Source organism: Limimaricola cinnabarinus LL-001 (genome assembly GCF_000466965.1).
Classification (GTDB): Bacteria; Pseudomonadota; Alphaproteobacteria; order Rhodobacterales; family Rhodobacteraceae; genus Limimaricola; species Limimaricola cinnabarinus.
Map to the genome: position 1 here is coordinate 1 of NZ_BATB01000027.1, position 22,922 is coordinate 22,922.

Sequence of the window (22,922 nt, forward strand, 5' to 3'; positions counted from 1 at the left end):
CTGCGCCGCCGGTGAGGGGCCTTCTACGGCGAGGGATCTGGGTGCGCAAGAGGTTTTTTCACTTCAGGGCAAATTTCTTGCCCCGCCCCTGCCCCCAGATGCGCAAACGCCCCGGTCGGGGTGACCGGGGCGCTTGGCAGTCATACCTGATGGGATCAGGTGAGCTTGGGATAGAGGAACACCTTCGTCTCCATCGGAACCTCGGGATAGAACTCGATGATGTGATCGTTCACCAGCCGGGCGCAGCCATTCGACACGGCGGTGCCGATGGTGGAGGGCGCGTTGGTACCATGGATCCGCAAGAACGTGTCGCGCGTGCCGTCGAAGAGGTAAAGCGCGCGGGCGCCCAGCGGGTTGTCGGGGCCGCCTTCCATGCCGTCCTCGTACTGTTTGTACTTCTCGGGCTCGCGGGCGATCATGTCGGGCGTCGGCGTCCAGCTCGGCCATTCCTTCTTGGCGCCGATGCGGAACACGCCCGTCTCGTAGAGGCCCTCGCGGCCGACACCGACCGAATAGCGCATCGCCTCGCCGCCCGGCAGGGTCCAATAAAGTGCGAAGCGGTTGGGGTCGACATGGATCTCGCCGGGATTCATCGTGGAAGGGATCGGCACGAGCCGCGGCTGAAACCTTTCGGGGAGCTGCGCCGCATCACCGGATTCGTGGGCCACGGCCCCGCTGCCGAAGATGCCAAGGGCCGCGCCCGATGCGAGAAAATATCGTCTGTCAATCATGTTCAGTGCCTCCGGCAAGCAAATCGGCAGGACCGGGTCGAAGTTCCTGCGACCGTGCAAAATTACGGGGCGCGCATGGCATAGCGGTCGCCCCGCCCCCTTCCCTGTCCGATCTGGCACGGACCCGGTTCCGAGACAACCTTTCGCTCATCAACCCGGCGTCAGCCCGCCCGCGACATCCGCCGCTCAAGCCCCCGGAGCGCCAGATCGGCGCAGATCGCCATGAGCGCCACGAGCAACGCGCCCTGCAGCACGAAGGCGGTGTTGCCCGATTGCAGGCCGGCGATGATCACCTCGCCCAGACCCACCGCGCCGACGGTGCTGCCGATCGTGGCGGTGCCGATGTTCACCACCGTCGACAGCCGCAGCCCGGTCAGGATCACCGGCGCGGCAAGCGGCAGCTCGACCCGCCAGAGCCGCGCCGAACAGGCGAGACCCATGCCGCGCGCCGCCTCGCGCACCGGGGCGGGGACGCCGCGCAGCCCCGCGACCGTGTTCTCGAACACCGGCAGGAGCCCGTAGGCGCAAAGTGCGAGGAAGGTCGGCTCGAAGCCGAAGCCCAAAAGAGGCACCGCGACGGCGAGCACCGCGATGGGCGGAAAGGTCTGGCCGAGGTTCGAGGCCATCCGCGCCAACGTCATGAACTCGGCCCCGCGGGGCCGCGTCACCAGAACCCCCAGCGTCATGCCCACCACGGAGGCCACGACCCCCGCAGCCCCGACCAGGGCCAGATGCCACGCCACGAGCACGCGGATCGGTTGCCGGTCGTAGAGTAGCGCTTGTCCCGGCTCGGCCACGAGGCGCAGCAGCGGCGTCATCAGCCCCGGCCAGAGCACCAGCGCCGCAAAGAGCGCCAGCGCCACCAGCAAGGCGAGTGCGCCGCGGCTCAAGCCTCGCCCCTCGCGCCGATGCGCCAGATATCGGCGGCGTGGATTTCGGCGGTCACGCGACCATTCTCGACCACGGCGAGGCTGTCGCCCGCCTCCCAGATCAGCCGCGACGCCGCCTCGCGCAGCGTGTCGCCGGGGGCGACCCACTGTGCCGGGGCCGGGGCGTCGGCGGCCGGGCGCGACAGCTCGGAGACGCGGTGCAACGACAGGATCCGCAAGGCCCGGTCGTCGAGGCCGACGAACTGTCGCACGAAGCCTTCGCGCGGGCCGCGCAGCAGGCGTTCGGGCGTGTCGATCTGCAGGATCCGGCCCGCATCCATCACCGCGATCCGGTCGGCGAGGCGGAACGCCTCGTCCATGTCATGCGTGACGAGGATCGCGGTGATGCCGCGCCTTTGGCGGATCGCCGTGAACTCGTCCTGAAGGCGGCCGCGCGTCACCGGGTCGAGCGCGCCGAACGGCTCGTCCATGAGCAGCATCGCGGGCTCGGCGGCCATGGCGCGGGCGACGCCGACGCGCTGTTGTTGTCCACCCGAAAGCTCGGAGGGATACTTGTCGGCGTATTCGGAGGCTTCGAGGCCGAACAGATCCAAAAGCTCTTCGACCCGCGCCCGCACCCGCCCCCGGTCCCAGCGCAAGAGCCGAGGCACGGTGCCGATGTTCTGCGCCACGGTCCAGTGCGGGAACAGCCCCACCCCCTGGATCACGTAGCCGATGCCCCGCCGCAGCGCGTCCGGCGACACCTCGCGCGCGTCGCGCCCGTCGATCTCGATGCGCCCCTCATCCGGCTCGATCAGCCGGTTGAGCATGCGCAGCGTCGTCGACTTGCCACAGCCGGAGGTGCCGACGAGGGCCAGCACCTCGCCGCGCTCGACCTCGAAATCGAGGCTGTTCACGGCGGTCGCGCCGTCAAAGCGCTTGGTCAGTCCGGTGACCCGTATCATCTCGCCCCTCCCCGTCTGGTCGTCTCGATGATGGCGTCGAACATCAGGCTCGCGAGGATCGCGAGCGCCACGATCGGCAGCGTGCCCAAGAGGACCAGATCCATCGCCGCCTGCCCCATGCCGCGAAACACCAGCGTGCCAAAGCCGCCGCCGCCGATCAGCGCCGCCACTGCCGCGAGGCCGATGTTCTGCACCACTACGATGCGGATGCCGGTCAGGATCACCGGCGCGGCGAGCGGCAGCTCGACCCGCGCCAAGAGGCGCGCGCGTGACATGCCCATACCGCGCCCGGCGTCGCGCATCGTCTCGGGCACGCCGACGAGGCCCGCATAGGTGTTGGCGACGATCGGCAGGAGCGCGTAGAGCGCCAGCGCCACGATGGCGGGTGCCGCGCCGATGCCACCCACACCCCAGTCGCGCAAGGCAGGCACCGCGCGCGACAGCGCCCCCAGAGGGACCATGAGCAGGCCGAACATGGCGATGCTCGGCGTGGTCTGGAGCAGGTTGAGCACGGGCAGGACCACCGTGCGGGCGCGGCGGCTCGAAAAACACAGCCAGCCCAGCGGCAGGCCGATCAGGAGCGCCGGGATCAGGCTCCCCAGCACCAGCCTCATGTGCCCGCCCAGTGCGGCGTCGAACACGTCGCGATTGGCGGCGTATTCGCGCAGGATCGAAAGGTCGTCGAAGAGCCCCCCGCGCAGTGCCAGCCCAAAGCCCAGCGCCGGCAGCGCCAGCGCCACGATCCGCACCAACGCTCCCAGCGACAGCCGTGCCACCGCGTCAGCGGCGGCGAGCGCCGCGAAGGCCGCCGCGATCCAGAATCCGCCGCCGAGCGAGATCCGCGCGAATTCCGGGGCCTCGGCCGAGAGCGTCGCGGCCCCCTGCCCCGCGAGCCACAAGAGCAGCGCCAGCGCCGCGAGCGCCGCGACGAAACGCCCGAGCTGCGCGCCGATGAGGACGGTCCCGAGGATCAGCGTCGCGAGCGTCGCCGCGCCCAAGAGCGATCCGCCCTCGGGGGCCCAAAGCATGACGCCTTCGCCACTGACGATGCGGTTGGCGCGAAAATCCAAGAATGGCAGCAGCGCCAGGCCAGCGAGCGCCGGCAGCGCATAGACCGCCGCCGACCGCCGGGACGCGTTCTTCACCTCGGCTCGCCCCGCCCGATCAGTCGAGCAGCCCCGCCTGCGTCAGGTGATCGCGCGCCACGTCCGCGGCATTCTCGCCACCGAGCTGGATGCGGGCGTGAGCGATTGCAGCGTTTCGAGATCGAGCCCCTCGAAGACCGGCTTCAACAGCTCCTCAATTTCGGGGTTCTCCTCGAGCGCCTCGCGGCGGATGATCGGCGCGGGCTCGTAGACCGGCTGCACCGACTTGTCATCCTCCATGACCTTGAGGCCCACCTCGGCGATCGCGCCATCGGTGCCATAGACCATCGCGGCGTTGGCCCCGTCGATCTGTTCGGCTGCGGCGCGGATCGTCGCGGCCGTGTCGCCGCCTGACAGGATCACCAGTTGCTCGTTGGGAAGCTCGAAGCCGTAGGCCTCCTGAAAGGCGGGCAGCGCGGCGTCGGAATTCACGAATTCGGAGCTCGCCGCCAGCGTCACGGTGCCGCCTTCGGAGATGTAGCGCCCCATGTCGGACATGGTCTCAAGCTCGTTTTCCTGGGCCAGATCCGCGCGCAGGGCGATGGCCCATGTGTTGTTTGCGGGCGCGGGCGTCAGCCAGACGATGTCGTTGGCCTCGGCGTCGAGGCGCGACACCTCGTCGAAACCCTTCTGCGCGTCGCGCCAGACATCCGAATCCGTCTGATCGAAGAAGAAGGCACCATTGCCGGTATATTCGGGATAGAGGTCGATCTCCCCGCCGGTGATCGCCTGACGCACGATCGGCGTCGCCCCGAGCCCGATGCGATCCTCGACCTCCAGCCCCGCATCCTCAAGCACCAGCTTGATCATGTTGCCCAAGAGCGCCCCTTCGGTGTCGATCTTGGAGCCGACGACGACCTCGGCCGAGGCGAAGCCGCCGACGCCCAGCGCGGTGGCGAAGGTGACGGCGAAAAACGGGGTGGAACGCATGGCGGAACCCTTTGTGCAAATGAAACCGGCCACTTCCGCGCCTTGCGGCAGCGACGTCCCGCTAGGGTAGGTGCAGTGCGCCGCGCATCAAGGGAAAACGTCGCCTTCAGCTATCGATCCTGACAACACGTCCGGAACAAGCGGCGCGCGGCGCGGTTGGATCTTCGAACACAACCAAGAAGAGGGACCTTGGTTCATGCAAGACGAAAGGCTGCGCCCGGCCGAGACGGGCCCCGCTGTCGGCGACAGCGCGCGCGAGATGCAGGTTCTGGCCGCATCCCGCATCTGCATCGAAGGGATCGATCCGGAAATCGACGGCGGGCGTTTTGCCGCGAAATGCGTGGCTGGGCGTCCCTTCACGGTCAGGGCCGACATCTTCGGCGAGGGCCACGACACGATCCGTGCCGCGCTCATCTGGTGGCGCCAAGGATCGAGCCAGATTCACGAAGTGCCGATGGAGTTTCTGGTCAATGACCGCTGGGAGGGGCGTTTCACCCCGCCCGAGAACGCGCTTTACCGCTACACGCTGATCGGCTGGAAGGACGACTTCCTCGGCTGGCGCAAGGACACGGCCAAAAAGGTCGCGGCCGGGCTCAATGTCGATGTCGAAACCGAGATGGGCCATCGCCTCATCGCCAATTCGCGCGATCATGCCCCCGAGGGCGAAGGGCGCGCGGCGCTCGAAAGCCTCGTGCATGCCACGAACCACGGCAGCACCGAAGACCGTCTCGGCATCCTGATGAACGAGGACACGCTTGCGGTGATGACCCGCGAGGGCCGCCGCTATGGCCTCACCCGCTACGAGCGCGACCTTGCCGTCTTTGCCGACCGCGAGGCAGCGGCGTTCTCGGCGTGGTACGAGATGTTCCCGCGCTCGGCGGCACCGGGGCTGCGCCACGGCACGTTCCGCGACGTGATCGACCGCCTGCCCTATGTGCAGGATCTGGGCTTCGACGTGCTCTACTTCACCCCGATCCACCCGATCGGGCGCACCAACCGCAAGGGGCGCAACAACACGCTGACCCCCGGCCCCGACGACGTGGGCTCCCCTTATGCCATCGGCTCGGAGGAAGGCGGGCACACCGCGATCCACCCCGAGCTCGGCACCATCGAGGATTTCGACGCGCTGGTGCGCGAGGCGCGCGGGCATGGGCTCGAGATCGCGCTCGACATCGCGCTCAATGCCTCGCCCGATCACCCGTGGATCAAGGAGCACCCCGACTGGTTCGAATGGCGGCCCGACGGCTCCATCGCCTATGCCGAAAACCCGCCCAAGAAGTACGAGGACATCGTCAACTTCCGCTACTACCTCGAAGATGGCAGCCCCAACGCCCCCTTCTGGGAGGCGATACGCGACATGTTTCTCTACTGGGCCGATCATGGCGTGGGGATGTTCCGGGTCGACAACCCACACACCAAGCCTTTCCCGTTCTGGGAATGGGTTCTCGACGAGGTGCGGGCCAAGCATCCGGGTGCGGTGTTCCTGTCCGAGGCCTTCACCCGGCCCAAGATGATGAAGCGCCTCGCCAAGCTGGGCTACAACCAGAGCTACAGCTACTTCACCTGGCGCAACACCAAGACCGAGCTGACCGAGTACCTGACCGAGCTGACCACCGAGGAATGCCGCCACTACATGCGGCCGAACTTCTTCGTCAACACGCCCGACATCAACCCGTTCTTCCTTCAGGGTTCGGGTCGCGCCAGCCACCGCATCCGCCTCGCGCTCGCGGCGACGCTCGCGGGCAATTACGGCGTCTACAACGGCTTCGAGATCTGCGATGGGCGGCCGATCCCCGGCAAGGAGGAGTATCTCGACAGCGAGAAATACGAGATCCGCGACTGGGACTTCGACCGCGAGGGCCACATCAAGGACGACATCCGCCTGATGAACCGGATCCGGCGCAAGCACGCGGCGATGCGCGACTTCACCAATCTGGAGTTCTTCGACGCGCGTGACGACGCGGTGCTGTGCTATGGCCGCTTCGACAAGGCCGCCGACAGCTATCTGCTGTTTCACGTGCTGCTCGACCCGCATGCCGGGCGCGAGTTCGGCTTCGACCTGCCCTTGTGGCGCTTCGGCCTGCCCGACGAGGCGTCAATCGAGGTGCAGGACGCCGTGCAAGGCAATCATTTCACTTGGCATGGCAAGGAACATCGGCTGACGCTCGATCCCGAAACCCGGCCCTATGCGATCTGGCGACTTATCCCGCCGGGAGGAGCGAGAGACTGATGGAAGACCACGCAACCACCCCCGCCGCTCAGACGGACGCGATCGATACCAGCCAGCGCGACTGGTACAAGGACGCGGTCATCTACCAGCTTCACGTCAAGGCCTATCAGGACAGCAACGGCGACGGCATGGGCGATTTCGCCGGGCTGATGAGCCGGCTCGACCATGTGCAGGAGCTGGGCGCGACCGCGATCTGGCTGCTGCCCTTCTACCCATCGCCGCTGCGCGACGACGGCTACGACATTCAGGAATACACCGAGATCAACCCGCAATACGGCGACATGGATCAATTCCGCGCCTTTGTGGCCGAGGCTCACAAGCGCGGGCTGCGGGTGATCACCGAACTGGTGATCAACCACACCTCGGACCAGCACGAATGGTTCCAGCGCGCCCGAAACGCCCCCGCGGGCAGCCCCGAGCGGGATTTCTATGTCTGGTCCGACGATGACGGCAAATGGCCCGAGACACGGATCATCTTCACCGACACCGAGCCGTCGAACTGGACCTGGGACCCGGTAGCCGGGCAATATTTCTGGCACCGTTTCTTCAGCCACCAGCCCGACCTCAACTTCGACAACCCTGAGGTTCTGAAGGAAGTGCTGCGCGTCATGCATTTCTGGCTCGACATGGGGGTCGACGGGCTTCGGCTCGACGCGATCCCCTATCTCGTGGAGCGCGACGGCACCAACAACGAGAACCTGCCCGAAACCCATGACGTGCTGAAGGCGATCCGCGCCGACCTCGATGCGCATTACCCCGACAAGATGCTTCTGGCCGAAGCCAACCAGTGGCCCGAGGACACGCGCCCCTATTTCGGCGATGGCGACGAATGCCACATGGGCTTCCACTTCCCGCTGATGCCGCGCATGTACATGGCGGTGGCGCAGGAGGACCGGCACCCGATCACCGACATCATCCGCCAGACGCCCGACATCCCCGAGGATTGCCAATGGGCGATATTCCTGCGCAACCATGACGAGCTGACGCTCGAAATGGTGACCGACAGGGAGCGGGATTACCTCTGGGACACCTATGCCAGCGACAAGCGCGCGCGCATCAACATGGGCATCCGCCGCCGCCTCGCGCCGCTCATGCAGAACGACCGGCGCAAGATCGAGCTTCTGAACTCGCTGCTGATGTCTATGCCCGGCACGCCGATCCTCTATTATGGCGACGAGATCGGCATGGGCGACAACATCTATCTCGGGGATCGCGACGGCGTGCGCACGCCGATGCAGTGGTCGCCCGACCGCAACGCGGGCTTCAGTCAGGCCGATCCGCAGCGGCTCTATCTGCCCACGATTCAGGATTCGATCTATGGGTTTCAGGCGCTCAACGTCGAGAGCCAGTCCAAGGACCCCTCGTCGCTTCTGAACTGGATGCGCCGCATGGTGCAGGTCCGCTCGAACCACACGGTGTTCGGGCGCGGCGAGATGAAGCTGCTCTATCCATCGAACCGCCGCGTGCTCGCCTATATCCGCGAGCATGAGGGCGAAAGCGTGCTCTGCGTGGCCAATCTGGGGCGCGCGGCGCAGGCGGTCGAGATCGACCTCTCGGCCTATCAGGGCCGCGTGCCGATCGAGCTGACCGGCCATTCGGCCTTCCCGCCGATCGGAGCGCTTCCCTATCTCATCACCCTGCCCTCCTACGGCTTCTACTGGTTCCTGCTCGCCGACGAGGATCAGGCCCCGGCCTGGCACCATGCGCCGCAGCAGATCCTGCCGGAATTCGTGACCCTCACCACCCGTGACGGGCGCGTCTCCTCGGCCATCTCGGGGCGCGACGGGCGGCTTCTTGGGTCTGACGTGCTGCCCAAGTTCCTTCCCCTCCAGCGCTGGTTCGCGGCCAAGGACGAACGCATTTCCCGTGTCGGCATCGAGCCTCTGGCCGAGATCGGCGGCAACGGCGCGCTCGGCCTGATTGAGGTCGAAGTCGGCGGCGACACGCAGCACTACCTGCTGCCGCTGGCGTCGGTCTGGGGCGAGGACAGCGTGTCCTTCGGTTCCTCGACGTTGGGCTACACCATGGCCAAGCTGCGCAAGGGCCCCAATGTCGGCGGCCTGATCGACGGCACCGTCGACGAGACACTGATGGGCGAGATGCTCACGGCCCTGCGCGACGGTTTTGAGACCGACACCCCGCGCGGTCGTCTGGTCTTCACGCCCAGCGCCGCCATGGCCGAGATCGAGGATCCGGGCGAGCCGCGGCTCCTCAATGTGGAGCAGTCCAACGCCACGGTGGCTTTCTCGGACAAGGTGATCCTCAAGGTTTATCGCCGCCTGCGCGCGGGCGTCCAGCCCGACATAGAAGTGGCGCGCTTCCTCACCGATGTCGCGGGCTTCGACGGCACCCCTGCCTTCCTGGGCGAAATCGCGCTGCGTCCCGACGGGTCCGAGGCCACGTCGCTCGGCGCGGCCTTCGCCTATGTCGCCAATCAGGGCGACGCCTGGGGCGCGCTGACCAACGCGCTTGATCGGCATTTGCAAGACGCGGCCACCGGCAGCGAGGACGAGGCTCCGCCCTACCTCCCCGCACTCGGCGTCGCCGAGGCGCTGGGCCGGCGCACCGCCGGAATGCACCGGGCGCTGGCGCATCCGAGTGATGACCCGGCCTTCGCCGCCGAGCCGCTGACGCGCGCCGATCTCACGGCGATCTGCGACGAGGTGCGGGTCGAGACCGTGGCCACGCTCGACCGGCTTCAGGGTATGACCGGCCTGCCCGAACGCGCCGCCGAGCATGCCCGCCAGATCCTCGATCGGCGCGATCGCCTGATCTCTCGGATCGACGCGGTGTCGCGGATGACACCGTCCGGGCAGCGCACGCGCATCCATGGCGACTATCATCTCGGGCAGGTTCTGATGGCGCAGAACGATGTCATGATCATCGACTTCGAAGGCGAGCCGCGCCGCACGCTCGACGAACGCCGCGCCAAATCCTCGGCGCTGCGCGACGTGGCGGGCATGCTGCGCTCGCTCGATTACGCCGCGCAATCGGCGCTGCGCTGGGCCGAAAGCTCGGGCACCGATGGCGAGGAAGCCGAGACGCTGATCCGCGATTGGCACGAGGGCGCCGTGCGCGATTTCATGGCCGCCTATGACGAGGTGATCGCCGGCAGCCCGGCGCACCCCACCGACCCGGACTTCACCGCGGCACTTCTGGATCTCTTCCTGATCCAGAAAGCCATCTACGAAGTGGGTTACGAGCTTGCCAGCCGCCCCGCATGGGTGGACATTCCGCTGAGCGGCCTGCTCGCCCTGATCGACGAAAAGGATACCCAATGACGACCAACGCGAGCGATACCAAGCCCGCATCGGCCCCCGACGCCGCGCGTGTGGAGGCGATCATCCGCGGCCGCATGGGCGACCCGTTCGAACTGCTCGGGCCGCACCGGACCGAGGCCGGGGCGATGGGCCTTACCGTCTTTGCCCCCGACGCCGCCGAAGTGGTGGCGATCACGCCCGAGGGCACACAGATCGCGCCGCTGACCCGCGTGAACCCCGAAGGCGTGTTCTGGGGCGAGCTGCCCGATGGCTTTGAATTCGGCACGCCCTACCGGCTGCGCATGAAGGCGGGCAGCCACGAGTGGGAGCGCGACGACCCCTACCGGTTCACGCCGGTGCTGGGCGAGATGGACGAATACCTCGTCGCCGAAGGCCGCCACGAGGAACTGTGGAAGCGTCTCGGCGCGCATCCGATCGAACATGAGGGCGTCCAGGGCGTCATCTTCGCGGTCTGGGCCCCCAATGCCCGCCGCGTCAGCGTCGTCGGCCATTTCAACGCATGGGATGGCCGCCGCCACCCGCTGCGCCGCCGTTTCGGCGCAGGGCTGTGGGAATTGTTCGTGCCGAACCTCTCCGTCGGGGATCTCTACAAATTCGAGATCGTCGGCGCGCATGGCGACCTGCAGCCGCTCAAGGCCGATCCGATGTCGTTCCGTCAGGAGCAGCCCCCCGCCACCGGCTCGATCGTGCATGGCATGCACAAGCATGACTGGCAGGACGACGCGTGGATGGAGAGCCGTTCCAAGGGTTCGTTGCATGACAAGCCGGTCTCGATCTACGAGGTGCATTTGGGCTCTTGGCGGCGCGGCTCCGATGGCGAAGTGCTCGATTACGACGTCATTGGCGGGCTGCTGGTCGATTACCTGCAGGACATGAACTTCACCCATGTGGAGTTCATGCCGGTCTCCGAGCATCCCTTTACCGGATCGTGGGGCTATCAGCCCGTGGGCCTCTTCGCGCCCACCTCGCGCTATGGCACGCCAGAGCAGTTTGCCGCCATGGTCGACCGGCTGCATCAGGCCGGGATCGGCGTCATCGTCGACTGGGTGCCCGCGCATTTCCCGACCGACGCGCATGGCCTCGCCAATTTCGACGGCACCGCGCTCTACGAGCACGCCGATCCGCGGCAGGGCTTCCATCAGGACTGGAACACGCTGATCTACAATTTCGGGCGCAACGAGGTGGCGAACTTCCTGCGCTGCTCGGGCACCTTCTGGCTCGACAAGTACCATATCGACGCGCTGCGCGTGGATGCGGTCGCGTCGATGCTTTACCTAGATTACTCGCGCAAGGAAGGAGAGTGGATCCCCAACCAGTATGGCGGCCGCGAAAACCTCGACGCGATCGAGTTTCTCAAGGGCACCAACACGCAGGTGTTGGCGCGCACGCCGGGGGCCGCGTCCATCGCCGAGGAAAGCACCGCCTTTCCGGGTGTCAGCCGTCCCGTCGATCAGGGCGGTCTGGGCTTCGACTTCAAGTGGAACATGGGCTGGATGCACGACTCGCTGTCCTACATCCAGGAGGACCCGATCAATCGGAAGTATCATCACAACCAGATGACCTTCTCGATCCACTACGCCTGGTCCGAGAACTTCGTGCTGCCGATCAGCCATGACGAGGTGGTGCACGGCAAGGGATCGCTCCTGAACAAGATGCCGGGCGACCGCTGGCAGAAATTCGCGAATCTGCGCGCCTATCTGGGCTTCATGTGGACCCATCCGGGCAAGAAGCTTCTGTTCATGGGCTGCGAGTTCGGTCAGGAGCGCGAGTGGAACCACGACATCTCGCTCGACTGGCACCTGCTCGAAGACGACAAGCACAAGGGCACGCAGAGCCTCGTGCGCGATCTCAACGGGCTTTATCGCGACGAGAAGGCGCTGCACGCGCTCGATTGCGATCCGGCGGGCTTCGAATGGGTCGACGGGGCCGATGACCAGCGATCGATCTTCGCCTTTTTGCGCCGCGCCGACAGCGGCACGCGCCCGGTTCTCGTGATCTCCAACATGACGCCCGTGGCGCGCGAGGATTACCGCATCGGCGTGCCCGAGGGCGGCGATTGGGTCGAGCTTCTGAACACCGATGACGAGGCCTATGGCGGCTCCGGCGTGGTCAACAAGGGCAAGATCGAGAGCCGTCAGGAGGAATGCCACGGGCGGTCGGTGTCGCTGTCGCTGCGCCTGCCGCCGCTGGCGACGATGATCCTCGTTCCAAATCGCTGAACCCCCTTCGGGGGCGGTCTTTCCGGCCCGCCCCCCTCCCGACCACGGGCCGGGCGCTGTCCCGGCCCAATTTTTCGGAGTCCGCATGACCGACCTCGCCGATCTCTGCCGCCACCACGGGATCACCACCGAATACGAAGACCCGCATGGCGAGGGCATGCGCCCCGTGCCCGAGGCGACGCTGCGCCTGATCCTGCGCAAGATCGGCGTCGATCCCGACGGCCCGGTGAGCGGTCCCGCCGCGCCGCAGGAAATGGTCGTGCCTAAGGACGGGGTGTGCCACCTGCCCGGCTGGATCGAGGACGCGCCGGGATGGGGCCTGTTCTGCCAGCTCTACGAGCTGCGCTCGGAGCGCAACCACGGCATCGGCGATTTTCGCGACCTGGCCGAGATGGCGCGCATCGCGGGCCGGGCCGGGGCGGATTTCCTCGGGGTGAACCCGCTACACGCGCTGTTCCTCGCCGATCCGACGCGCCGCAGTCCCTTCTTTCCCTCGACCCGCAGCTTTCTCAGCCCGGTCTATATCGCGCTCGACGATCTCGTGGGGCACGAGCCGGGCGACATCGACGCCGAAGCCCTGCGCGCGGGCGATCTGGTGGATTACGACGCGGTGGTGCCCGCCAAACTCGACGCCCTGCGCGCGGCCTTCGCGCGCAAGCCCTTCGACGGCGACGAGGCGGATTTCGACGCCTTCGTAAGGGAGGGTGGCGAGCCGCTGCGCCGTCACGCGTTGTTCGAGGCGCTCTCGCTCGCCATGGCGGCCGAGGGCCACGGCTCGGGCTGGCATGGCTGGCCCGAGGCGCTGCGTGATGTCGAGAGCGCGCAGGTCGCGGGTTTCGCCGATGACAACGCCGACGAGGTCCGCTTTCACCTGTGGCTGCAATGGCAGGCAACGCGCCAGCTTGACGCGGCCATGGCCTGTGCCGTGGACGCCGGAATGCGCATCGGCCTCTATCTCGACCTCGCGGTGGGCGAAGCGCCCGACGGCTCGGCAAGCTGGGGCAGCGGCGAGGTTCAGATGACCGGCCTCGCCGTCGGCGCGCCGCCCGATGTCTTTGCCGCCGACGGCCAGTATTGGGGCCTCTCGGCCTTCAACCCCGGCACGCTGCGCCAGCTCGATTTCGCCCCGTTCCGTGACATGATCGGCGCGCAGCTCGCGCATGCGGGGGCGCTGCGCATCGATCATGCGATGGCGCTGTGGCAACTGTTCCTCATCCCCGACGGGGAGCCCGCCAGCGCGGGCGCGCATCTGCGCTATCCCTTCACCGACCTGCTGCGCGTTCTGGCAAAGGAAAGCCAGGAGCGCGAGGCGGTGGTGATCGGCGAGGATCTGGGCTTCGTGCCGCCGGGCTTTCGCGAGGCGATGCAGGCGGCCAACATCCTGTCCTATTCGATCCTCTACTTCGAGAAGGACGGCGACCGCTTCAAACGCCCCGAGGAATACCGCCCCACGGCGCTGGCGTGCCTTTCGACCCACGACCTGCCGGTGCTCGAACGCTGGTGGGCGGGCGAGGATATCGAGCTGCGCCGCGAACTGGGGCTCGTTGGCGCGGAAGACAGCGATGCCCATGCAGCCGGACGGGCGGGCGAACGCCGCGCGTTGCTGGATGCGATGCGCAAGACGGGCGCGCTCAGGGGACGGTTGCCCCGGCAAAAGGAGATGCCGCAGGAGGTACTGGTCGCGGCGCACCGCTACCTCGCGCGCACCCGCGCGGCGCTGGTCGGGATACGGCTGGCGGACATGGTCGGGCCCAAGGCGCCCACCAACATGCCCGGCACGGTGGACGAGTATCCCAACTGGCGGCCCCGCGCGCCGCTCGATCTGTCGCAGATCGCGACCCATCCCGATTTCCGCGCCGTGACCGCGATGATGCGCCGGGAGCGGCCGCGCGGCTGATCCCCGCTTGACAGCCAAGGCCCCGCCCCTGCAGGGTGCGGGCACTTCACCAGGGGGGCCCCGGCAAGGGGCTGAGATATCGCTGGCGAGGCCGAAAGGCCCACGCGCGCGCAGACCCTTCGAACCTGATCCAGTTCATACTGGCGTAGGGACGGTGCGCGGCTGTTGGGCTTTCGGGGTCTCCCGTCTTTCTCGCCGCTTCTCCACCCCCGCTGTCGTTCTGGATCGTCACCGCCGCGAGAGGACGCCGCATGACGATCAACACCACTCCGCCCGAACTGCCCCGCGTGACCACCGGTCCGCTCCCCGCCTCCACCAAGGTCTGGAAGGCCGGAACCCTGCATCCCGATATCCGTGTGCCGATGCGCGAGATCGCGCTCCATCCCAGCGCGGGCGAGCCGAACGTGCGCGTCTATGATGCCTCCGGCCCCTATACCGACGCCGAGGCCGCGATCGACACCGCCACGGGCCTGCCCCGCCCGCGCGAGGCATGGATTGATGCGCGTGGCGACACCGAGACCTATGAGGGCCGCCGCATCCGACCCGAGGATAACGGGCGCGACGGGGCCAGCGGCAAGCTGCGCCCCTTCCCGCGCGCCCATGCGCCGCGCCGTGCGACGGGCGACCGCCCCGTCACCCAGCTTGCCTATGCCCGCGCGGCATCGTCACACCCGAAATGGAATATGTCGCGATCCGCGAGAACATGGGCCGCGACGCCGCCCTCGCCAGACCGCGCGACGGCGAAAGCTTCGGCGCGGCGATCCCGGACCACGTGACGCCCGAATTCGTGCGCGATGAAATCGCGCGGGGCCGCGCCATCATTCCCGCCAACATCAACCACCCCGAGCTCGAGCCGATGATCATCGGCCGCAACTTCCTCGTGAAGATCAACGCCAATATCGGCAATTCGGCCGTCACCTCCTCGATGGAGGAGGAGGTCGAGAAGATGGTCTGGGCCACGCGCTGGGGCGCCGACACGGTCATGGACCTTTCCACGGGCCGCGACATCCACGATATCCGCGACTGGATCTTGCGCAACTCCCCGGTGCCGATCGGCACGGTGCCGCTCTATCAGGCGCTCGAAAAGGTCGGCGGCATTGCCGAGGACCTGACCTGGGAGGTGTTCCGCGACACGCTGATCGAGCAGGCCGAACAGGGTGTCGATTATTTCACCATCCATGCCGGGCTCAGGCTGCATCACGTGCCGCTTACCATCGACCGGGTCACGGGCATCGTCAGCCGCGGCGGATCGATCATGGCCAAATGGTGCCTGCACCATCACCGCGAAAGCTTTCTCTACGAGCATTTCGAGGAGATCTGCGCGATCTGCCGCCGCTACGACGTGTCGTTCTCCTTGGGCGACGGGCTGCGCCCCGGCTCGATCGCCGACGCCAACGACGCGGCGCAGTTCGCCGAGTTGGAAACGCTGGGAGAGCTGACCCAGATCGCATGGAAGCACGACTGCCAGGTGATGATCGAGGGTCCCGGCCACGTGGCCATGCACAAGATCAAGGAGAACATGGACAAGCAACTCGAGTGCTGCGACGAGGCGCCCTTCTACACGCTGGGGCCGCTCACTACCGACATCGCGCCGGGCTACGACCACATCACCAGCGGCATCGGTGCGGCGATGATCGGTTGGTTCGGCTGCGCGATGCTGTGCTATGTCACGCCCAAGGAGCATCTGGGTCTGCCCGACCGCGACGACGTGAAGACCGGCGTCATCACCTACAAGATCGCGGCCCATGCCGCCGATCTCGCCAAGGGGCATCCGGGCGCGCAGATCCGCGACGACGCGCTGTCACGCGCGCGCTTCGAGTTCCGCTGGGAGGATCAGTTCAACCTCGCGCTCGATCCCGACACGGCGCGCTCGATGCATGACGAGACACTCCCCAAGGACGCCCACAAGACGGCACATTTCTGCTCCATGTGCGGGCCCAAGTTCTGCTCCATGCGGATCAGCCACGACATCCGGTCCGAGGCCCAGAAGGAGGGCATGGCGAAGATGGCCGAGAAGTTCCGCGAGAGCGGCGCGCTCTATCTGCCCGAGACCGACGCCTGAGGGCGCGCGGGACCGGCATGGATCGGCGTCGCAGAGGCATTTGCCAATTGACCGGTTGACGAGTGCGGGGAACGGCGGGTGGGGGCATGACCCCTTACCCGCCGTTCGACCCTAGCCCTGCGGCGCGAGAGCTTCGGCGCGGCCCCCGCCGCCCCGGGCGGCGGCCCGCTCGCGATGCACCACATAGCCGCCCGAGCCGAGGATGATCGCGGTGCCGAGCACCGTGGCCATGTCCGGCAGGTCACCGAACACCAGATAGCCGAGCAGCACCGCGCCGACGATTTCGAGATACTGGAACGGCGCCAAGAGCCCCGCCTCGGAGCGGCGGAACGCCTCGGCAATCAAAAGGAAGGTCGCAGCCGACACCAGCCCGGCCAGCGGCAGCACCCCCCAGACCCAGCCGGGGGCTGAGGGCGCAACGAGGCCCGACCCGCCGGTCAGTGCCATCACCCCGAACAGGCCCAGCGCGATCAGCGCCGCGTAGAGCGTGGCCCCGGTCTGGATCGTCAGCGCCGAGCGTGAGGCCGAGGCGCTGCGCAGGATCACCGCGTTGAGCGCGTAGCCGGTCGCCGCCATCAAAGGCAGCAGCGCCGCCGGGGTAAAACCTTCGAAGCCCGGCCGGATCACCACCAGCGCCCCGACGAAGCCGACCGCGACGGCAGCATAGCGGCGGGGTCCAACCTTTTCGCCCAAGAGAGGTGCCGCCAGCAGCACGAGGATCAGCGGCTCCACGAAGAAGATCGCGATGGCTGTGGCGATCGGCATCACCGCAAAGGCGCCGACGAGGCCGGTCATGGTGACCACCGAGCACAGCCCCGACAGCACCAGCACAGGCGAAAACATCGCGCCCCGCAACCGGTGCCGCAGGATGAGCGCCAGCGCCGCGAGGGTCGCGCTTTGGAAGCCGAAGCGCCACAGCACCACCTCGGCGGGCGGCATCGCCCCGGTGAGCAGCTTGGCCAGCGTGTCGCCCACCGGCAACAGCGCCATGGCGACGATCATCAACGCGATGCCGGTGCCTGCGGGGCCGTGATCGGTGCGGCGGGCGGGGACGACCGGGCTCTTGGTGCGGGGTCTGATCATGGGCGTCTCCCAACATGCGCGCGCCGCCTCGCAGCGGGGCACGACCGTCCGGGCGTCCGGGACGAAAATGATGAGATGGCCGCAGGCCCGGACGACGCCATCGTCGGCCCCGTGACCGGCCATGCCACAGGGCTAGTGAGCCTGCCTTGGCCGGTCAAGTCTCACCGCATCGGCGCGCCTCACTCTCCCGGTGCGGGAAGCGACAGGCGGCGCGGCCGCGCGGTCTCGCGCCGTGCGCGGTCGACGGCCAGCACCTCGCGCAGCCGGTTGTCGAGCCGCTCGGCCACATGGGCGGGCGCGCGGAACCAGTCGGTCGACCAGACCCGCTCGATGCGCCATCCGAGGCCTTCGAGCACCGCCTGACGCACCCGGTCGCGATCCCGCGCGGTGGCCGCCGAATGATAGCTCGCCCCGTCGCATTCGACACCGGCAAGATAGGCGCCGCCCCGGTCCGGATGCACCACCGCGAGATCGATGCGGTAGCCCGAGACGCCGATCTGGCAGCGCACCTCCCAGCCCTTGGCCTCGAGTGCGCGCGCCACCGCCTCCTCGAACGGATTCTCGGCCGGGCCGAGGCTGCCCGTGTCGCGTGCGGGCAGCGCCACCGCGCCGCGATCGGCGTAATCGAGGAACGCCTTGAGATCGGCGACTCCGCGGGCGCGGCTGCGGCCAAGATCGATCTGGTCGGCCCCGAGCGAGGCGAAGACGTGCAGCTCGCGCCGCGCCCGCGTGATCGCCACATTGAGCCGCCGCTCCCCGCCCTCGGCGTTGAGCGCGCCGAAATTCATCGACAGCTTCCCCGCAAGGTCCGGCCCGAAAGTGACCGAGAACAGCATCACGTCGCGCTCGTCGCCTTGGATGTTCTCAAGGTTCTTGACGATCAGCGGCTCGTCGCGCGCCTCGTCGAAGAACCACTCCAGCTCTGGCGTCTCGCGGCGCATCGCGTCGAGCTGGTCGAGGATGAGCGCCTGCTGATCGCCGTTGAAGGTGATGACGCCGATGCTGTGGCGCGCGGGTTCGGGCTGCGCCAGCGCCGCCATGAGCCTTTCGCGGATCAGCGCCACCACGGCGCGCGCCTCCTCGATGTTGGTACGGCCCTTGCCCCGGCCATAGCGCCCGTCGACCCGGTGCAGGGTGATCGCCTTGCGTCCCGTGCCCGGCGACGGGAAGGTGACGAGGCCGCCATCGTAGTAGAAATGGTTCGAAAATGCGATCAGCGCCTCGTCGCGCGAGCGGTAGTGCCAGTCGAGCCGCCGCACCGGCACGCCCGAAGCCGCCACCTCGTCGAGGATCGAGGGCATGTCACGCAGCGCGAAGCCGTCCTCCTCTTCTTCGTCGTCCTCTTCGGAGCGGCCGAAGAAGTTGGTTGGCGGCAGCTGTTTCGGATCGCCCACGACGATCGCCTGCCGCCCACGCGCGATGGCACCGATGGCGTCCCAAGTGGTGATCTGGCTCGCCTCGTCGAAGATCACCACGTCAAAGGCGGGCTGACCGGCGGGGAGATATTGCGCCACCGAGAGCGGCGACATCAGCACGCAGGGCGCGAGGCGCGGCAGGCTTTCGGGCATCTGGCCCAAGAGCTGCCTGATCGGCATCGAGGGCCGCTTGAGGCCCAGTTGATGGCGCAGGAGCCCCAACTCGGAGGCGCGCGGCACCGCGTCGCGGGGCGGCAGGTCGCCGCCGATCCGGCGCAGCGCCTCACCGGGTGCGAGAGCGGCGGCGCGGTCGTCAAGCATGCGGAACCGAGCCACGAGATCGTCCTGCGCCCAATGCGCGAAATCGCGCAGCAGCGGCTCGGCATCCATCGCGCGCGGCAGCCACCATGCGGCATAGGCAGCCTCGAAGGCGGTGCGCGCGGGCCGGTCGAGTCGCCCCGCCTCGATCGCCGCGATCAACGGTCCCAGGCCCGCCGCATCGGCGCGGGCGCGCAGCGCCACCCAGCGGGTCCAGTCCGCCAGCCGTGCGGCCCGGGTCTCCAGCGCCTCCAGCCCCTTGGCCAGATCGGGCGGGGGACGTGGCCTCGGGGACCTGCCCGCCCAAGCCCTCGAAGGCCTCGCTGGCCATCGCCATCTCCGCCTGCGCGGAGCCGAGCGCCGCGAGCGCCATGCGCAGCGGGCCTGCGCCCGGCTGGCTCAGTTCGGCCCGCGCCGCGCCCAGCCGCTCGGGCCCCGCCCCCTCCCCCGCGAGCGCGGTCAGCGCCGTCTCAAGCGCGCGCCGCGCCGCGATCAGGGCCTCGATCCCCTCGCCCGGCAACCGTGCCAGCGGCGAGGCATCGCGCGCCGCCCGCGACCGGGCGAGCCGGTGCAGCGCATCGAGATCGCCGCCGGGATCGACGGTGCCGGAGCGCACATGGCTTTGCAGGACGCCCCGCACCCGTCTCCGCGCCAGCGCCGAGAATGGCCAGACCCCGGCCTCGGCGGCGCGCCAGTCGGCGTCGAGCGCCGCGACGTCGATGCGGGCGTCGGCGTCCTGCGGGTAGTCGGCGGCGAGCCGTTCGCGCGCCTGCGCCATCGCCGCCTCGGCCTCACGGCGGGTTTGCAGCGCGCGGTCGAGCTCCGCGAGCGGCAGGTCGGGAAGCGGCGACAGGTCCGGCGCGTCCTCTGCCGCCAGCGGAGCGAGGCGCAGAAACAGGTCGCGCCGCGCCGACATGCGGGCCGCCTCCGGGGCGAGGCCGAGCCGGTCGCACAAGGTGCCCAGCGCCCGGCCCTGCCCACGCGCCGCCTGCGCCAGGTCCCGTGCCGCGCCCAAGAACCGCTCCTGCCAGTCGAAGGACCACTCCGCCCCCGCCAGCAGCTCCACCGGCGCGGCGGACCCCGCGACCTTGGCCAGACGCTCCAGATCGCACGCCATGTCGCGCAGCCGCGCGTAGCTGGCGGCGTCATGAGCGTTGGCGTCCGGAAAAACGAGGCGGAACGGCGGCCCGCCCGCCGCCACCCGTCCGATCGCCTCGAAGACCGAAAACCCCTGTGTCCCCTTGCGGTGCAGCGCCGCGACATAGGCGTTGAGCTGGTCGCGGGTGAGGCGCAAATCCTCGGTCACCTCGATCCAGTCGGCTTCCTCGCCTGCCGCTGCGCGGTCCCAGCCGCGTCCGAGCTGCGCCAGCACCGAGGCGCGGTCGGTCTTGCTCGAATGCAACTCAAGGCAGGCGTCGCCCAGACCGCAGCCCGCAAGACGGCGATGCACCACATCGAGAGCGGCGGCCTTCTCGGCCACGAAGAGCACGGTCCGCCCCTGCGACAGCACCTGCGCGATGATGTTGGCGATGGTCTGGCTCTTGCCCGTGCCCGGCGGGCCGATGAGCACAAAGTCGCGCCCCTGCGCCGCCGCCGCCACGGCGGCGAGCTGGCTGCTGTCGGCGGGCAGCGGGGTCACCAGATCGGCGGGTGCCAGCGCCCGGTCGAGATCGCGCGGCGCGATCACCGGCAGGTCGGGCTGGGGATAGGCCGTCTCGGGCCCGTCGAGAAGGTGGCGTACCAGCGGGCTGTCGCGCAGCGCCGCCTCGCGCGCGACGAGATCCTCCCACATCAGGAACTTGGCAAAGGAAAACGTCGAGAGGGCCAGATCCTCGATCACCTCGAAGCCGGGCATCTCGCGCACCGCGAGGCGGACGAGGTCGAAGATCCGCGCGAGGTCGATGCCGCTGTCGTCGCGCGGCAGCTCGCCGTCGAGACCGGGCACCGACAGCGCGAAATCGCGGCGCAGGAATTCGAGCAGCGTCGCGTTGATGCGCACCTCGTCCTCGAGATGGGTGATGCGGAACTCGGCCTTGGCCGAGCGCCGCTCGAGCCGCGCCGGGATCAGCAAGAGCGGCGCGCGGTAGGCCCGGTCCTCGCCTTCGCGTCGCCAGCGCAGGAAGCCCGCGGCGAGGAACAGCGTGTTGGTGCCGCCCTCCTGCAGGTCGCTGCGGGCACGACGATGAAGCGCCACAAGGCGCGACTGCAGATCGGCGACCGGAAGCGGCGAGGCGAGGCGGCCGCGCTCCTGCGCTTGGGCGGCGCGCCGGGCGATCTCCTCGGCGGGCAGGCTCTCGGCCTCCTCCATCGCCACGGGGGTCGCGCTCGCTCCGCCCGCGAGGCGGTCCTCAAAGGCCGCCATGTCGGTGCACAGAAACGGCACCGAACCGCGCCCGTCGCGAAAGTTCAGGAGCCGGTTGCGCAACGACAGATCGAGCAGCTTGCGCTGCCAACGCTCGATCCGGCCCTCCGGCGTGTCCGGGATCTCCTCGATTTCGGAGACCGGCAGGTCGGCGGCGCCGGGGGCCATGGGCAGAGGTGGGGACTTGGCCTCGCCCGCCGCGGGGGCGGGGTCGAGCGCGGTATCGCGCAGCGGCAGGATGCCAGCCGCGCGCGCCGCCGCCATGTCGATCGCCGCGATGAAGCCCGCTTCGCTCGCCTCGTCGCCAAGCGCCCGGCCCGCCATCACCGCCGCTTCGAACCCCGCGCCCTGCCCCAGAAGCTCGGGGTCGAGTACGAGAAGTTCGCGCGCGGCGATGGCTTTGCGCAGCGCCACGGCGTCGGGTTCGACCACGCGGCCGAGATCGCGGTCGAGGAGCCAGACGCCGCACCAGACCCGCCCTTGGGCAAAGGCCACCATAGGGTTCAGGCCCAGCGCCTCGGCCCCTGCCGCCAACAGCAGGGCCGCGTCGAGCGGGGTCGCCAGACGTTCGGCGCGGATGCGGTGCGGCGCGCGCAGCACCTGTCCCCGCGCCGCCACGCCGCCCCCCGCCACGGCACTGCGCAGACCCCAGCCCGATGCCGCCGACCAGATCGCCGCCGCCTGCATCCAGGCCCGGCCCGCATCGCCCGAGCGGTAGCCGTCGGGCGCGCCCTGCCCCGCTTGGTTCAGAAGCGCCGCCGCCGCCTCGACCAGCCCCGACGTGACGGCGGCGTCGGGTCGCACGAAGGCGGGCAGCAGATGCGCCATCTCGCCCAAGCCCCCCCATTCCTCGCGCGCCAGAAGCGTAACAGCGCGCTCGGCGCGGGCCAGGACCCGTCCGCCCTGCCGCAGCTCCAGCCGCAGCATCGCGGGCTCCGACGTCTCCAAGGTAGCGAGGCGCGCGGGATCGAGCACGACCGCGAGATCGGCGATCTCCAGCCGCTCGCCCGGCGCGAGGCGATCGATCGCCCAATGCCGGGGCCGGGCCACTGCCGGTTCTGACCAAAGATGCAGCTCCGCCCCCGCGATCGCCGCGCCCGCATGTTCGAGCGCCAGCGACCGGATCACCGCCGTGCGCGCCTGCGCGCTGGCAAATCCGAGCCGCGCCACGGCGTCGATCTCGATCGAGATGCGCGGCGGAACGGCGGGCAGCTGGCTGTCTGGGTTCGTCATCCGTTCTCTCCTGCGCTCGGGCGGACATGAATCCATTTGCCCTTTGCCGTCAACAGCCTCGGCGCTTTCCGGCAGGCCGCCGCCGATGCGTGACACGCGCGAGAGGCTGGACAAGCCCCCCACGCATGGATTTATCTCGCCCGAGGGCCCGCTTCCGGGAGGGGTGCGGGACGCAAGACAGA

At 68.6% G+C, this 22,922-nt stretch carries 11 protein-coding genes, 2 pseudogenes and 1 riboswitch; of the genes and pseudogenes, 5 read left to right on the top strand and 8 right to left on the bottom strand.

Going from position 1 to position 22,922, the window contains the following annotated elements:
* Positions 1 to 155 precede the first annotated feature (155 nt).
* The 5 genes and pseudogenes from MBELCI_RS10345 to osmF all read right to left on the bottom strand — a co-directional run bounded on the left by MBELCI_RS10345 (position 156) and on the right by osmF (position 4,640).
* On the bottom strand, positions 156 to 731 hold the full coding sequence (locus MBELCI_RS10345) for a L,D-transpeptidase (RefSeq protein ID WP_021694146.1): 576 nt from the start codon (positions 729 to 731) through the stop codon (positions 156 to 158).
* Between the two features lie 161 nt (positions 732 to 892).
* Entirely contained in the window at positions 893 to 1,621 is a 729-nt protein-coding gene (locus MBELCI_RS10350) for an ABC transporter permease (protein ID WP_045320005.1), read from the bottom strand.
* Positions 1,618 to 2,565 carry an ABC transporter ATP-binding protein gene (locus tag MBELCI_RS10355; protein WP_021694148.1) on the bottom strand — a complete coding sequence of 316 codons (948 nt, stop codon included), beginning with the start codon at positions 2,563 to 2,565 and terminating at the stop codon, positions 1,618 to 1,620. The genes MBELCI_RS10350 and MBELCI_RS10355 overlap by 4 nt, the downstream gene beginning before the upstream one ends.
* Positions 2,562 to 3,710 (bottom strand): ABC transporter permease, encoded by a 1,149-nt coding sequence (locus MBELCI_RS10360; RefSeq protein ID WP_021694149.1) that lies wholly within the window; start codon positions 3,708 to 3,710, stop codon positions 2,562 to 2,564. Before MBELCI_RS10360 ends, MBELCI_RS10355 begins: the two co-directional genes overlap by 4 nt.
* Positions 3,711 to 3,729: 19 nt before the next feature.
* Positions 3,730 to 4,640 (bottom strand): annotated as a pseudogene (gene osmF, locus MBELCI_RS10365) (glycine betaine ABC transporter substrate-binding protein OsmF).
* Positions 4,641 to 4,899: 259 nt separating this feature from the next.
* Here osmF and MBELCI_RS10370 point away from each other — a divergent pair.
* From MBELCI_RS10370 to thiC, 5 genes and pseudogenes are all read left to right on the top strand, one after another.
* Entirely contained in the window at positions 4,900 to 6,870 is a 1,971-nt protein-coding gene (locus MBELCI_RS10370) for an alpha-1,4-glucan--maltose-1-phosphate maltosyltransferase (RefSeq protein ID WP_045320009.1), read from the top strand.
* Complete coding sequence (gene treS / locus MBELCI_RS10375) at positions 6,870 to 10,151, top strand: maltose alpha-D-glucosyltransferase (RefSeq protein ID WP_021694152.1); 3,282 nt, start codon at positions 6,870 to 6,872, stop codon at positions 10,149 to 10,151. The genes MBELCI_RS10370 and treS overlap by 1 nt, the downstream gene beginning before the upstream one ends.
* Positions 10,148 to 12,370, top strand: a complete 2,223-nt coding sequence (glgB, locus tag MBELCI_RS10380) for a 1,4-alpha-glucan branching protein GlgB (protein ID WP_021694153.1) — start codon at positions 10,148 to 10,150, stop codon at positions 12,368 to 12,370. The genes treS and glgB overlap by 4 nt, the downstream gene beginning before the upstream one ends.
* Before the next feature lie 85 nt (positions 12,371 to 12,455).
* Positions 12,456 to 14,267: a 4-alpha-glucanotransferase gene (gene malQ, locus MBELCI_RS10385; RefSeq protein WP_021694154.1), complete on the top strand. Its 1,812-nt coding sequence runs from the start codon at positions 12,456 to 12,458 to the stop codon at positions 14,265 to 14,267.
* A 41-nt stretch (positions 14,268 to 14,308) separates the two neighbouring features.
* A riboswitch (TPP riboswitch) is annotated at positions 14,309 to 14,437 on the top strand.
* Between the two features lie 81 nt (positions 14,438 to 14,518).
* Positions 14,519 to 16,329 (top strand): annotated as a pseudogene (gene thiC, locus MBELCI_RS10390) (phosphomethylpyrimidine synthase ThiC).
* A gap of 111 nt (positions 16,330 to 16,440) precedes the next feature.
* On the opposite strand, the gene MBELCI_RS10395 reads toward thiC, so the two are convergent.
* The 3 genes from MBELCI_RS10395 to MBELCI_RS22285 form a co-directional block, all read right to left on the bottom strand.
* On the bottom strand, positions 16,441 to 17,412 hold the full coding sequence (locus MBELCI_RS10395) for a DMT family transporter (protein WP_021694156.1): 972 nt from the start codon (positions 17,410 to 17,412) through the stop codon (positions 16,441 to 16,443).
* Between the two features lie 179 nt (positions 17,413 to 17,591).
* Positions 17,592 to 19,217, bottom strand: a complete 1,626-nt coding sequence (locus tag MBELCI_RS21625; RefSeq protein WP_369385432.1) for a PDDEXK-like endonuclease domain-containing protein — start codon at positions 19,215 to 19,217, stop codon at positions 17,592 to 17,594.
* Entirely contained in the window at positions 19,141 to 22,740 is a 3,600-nt protein-coding gene (locus MBELCI_RS22285; RefSeq protein ID WP_021694158.1) for a DUF4011 domain-containing protein, read from the bottom strand. Before MBELCI_RS22285 ends, MBELCI_RS21625 begins: the two co-directional genes overlap by 77 nt.
* Positions 22,741 to 22,922 lie beyond the last annotated feature (182 nt).

Excerpts from the sequence above, each read along its gene's own strand:
- MBELCI_RS10345 (WP_021694146.1), bottom strand. The coding sequence starts at position 731 with ATGATTGACAGACGATATTTTCTCGCATCGGGCGCGGCCCTTGGCATC.
- MBELCI_RS10355 (WP_021694148.1), bottom strand. The coding sequence starts at position 2,565 with ATGATACGGGTCACCGGACTGACCAAGCGCTTTGACGGCGCGACCGCC.
- MBELCI_RS10370 (WP_045320009.1), top strand. The coding sequence starts at position 4,900 with ATGCAGGTTCTGGCCGCATCCCGCATCTGCATCGAAGGGATCGATCCG.
- treS (WP_021694152.1), top strand. The coding sequence starts at position 6,870 with ATGGAAGACCACGCAACCACCCCCGCCGCTCAGACGGACGCGATCGAT.
- glgB (WP_021694153.1), top strand. The coding sequence starts at position 10,148 with ATGACGACCAACGCGAGCGATACCAAGCCCGCATCGGCCCCCGACGCC.
- malQ (WP_021694154.1), top strand. The coding sequence starts at position 12,456 with ATGACCGACCTCGCCGATCTCTGCCGCCACCACGGGATCACCACCGAA.
- MBELCI_RS10395 (WP_021694156.1), bottom strand. The coding sequence starts at position 17,412 with ATGATCAGACCCCGCACCAAGAGCCCGGTCGTCCCCGCCCGCCGCACC.
- MBELCI_RS21625 (WP_369385432.1), bottom strand. The coding sequence starts at position 19,217 with ATGGATGCCGAGCCGCTGCTGCGCGATTTCGCGCATTGGGCGCAGGAC.
- MBELCI_RS22285 (WP_021694158.1), bottom strand. The coding sequence starts at position 22,740 with ATGACGAACCCAGACAGCCAGCTGCCCGCCGTTCCGCCGCGCATCTCG.